1 protein-coding gene is annotated in these 614 nt (G+C 70.4%); it reads right to left on the bottom strand.

Features of this window, described 5'->3' with window-relative positions; translation table 11 throughout:
• A partial coding sequence (locus JCM9942_RS17635) for a phosphoenolpyruvate carboxylase (protein ID WP_157723088.1) occupies window positions 1–614 on the bottom strand: 614 nt, incomplete at both ends.

The following is a 614-nucleotide window of genomic DNA, read 5'->3' on the forward strand; positions in this document are numbered from 1 at the left end:
CCGACTGCTCCAGCGAACGCAGCGCCAGCGCGCGGATGCCGTACTTGCGATGGATCACCTCGCCCTGCTCGGTCACCCGCAGGCGGCCATCGATGCTGCCGCGGGGCGAGGCGTTGACCGCATGCGTGGTCCTGGTGCCGCCGCGGCTGATCGAACCCCCACGGCCGTGGAAGAAAGTCAGCTTCACGCCGTAGGCGGCGGCCGCTTCGAGCAGGTCCACCTGTGCCTGTTGCAGGCCCCAGCGCGAGGCGGCGATGCCGCCGTCCTTGCCGCTGTCCGAATAGCCCAGCATCACCATCTGCACGTCATCACGTGCGGCCAGATGGGCGCGATAGACCGGATCGGCCAGCAGGTCGCGCAGTGTCGCGGTCCCGCGCTGCAGATCGTCCACGGTCTCGAACAGCGGCGCGATATCCAGCGGCACCGCATCTTCCGCATCGACCAGACCGCCGCGCCGGGCCAGTGCCAGCACCGCCAGCACGTCGCCGCGGTCGTGCGCCATGGAGATGATGTAGCTGCCCAGCGCATCGGCGCCATGGCGACGGCGCGCATCGGCCAGCGCGGCGAACACCTTGTCCAGACGCTGCCCGGCCTCCATCACCGCCGCGCTCCAG

It is taken from the genome of Stenotrophomonas pictorum JCM 9942 (assembly GCF_001310775.1).
Taxonomy (GTDB): domain Bacteria; phylum Pseudomonadota; class Gammaproteobacteria; order Xanthomonadales; family Xanthomonadaceae; genus Stenotrophomonas; species Stenotrophomonas pictorum.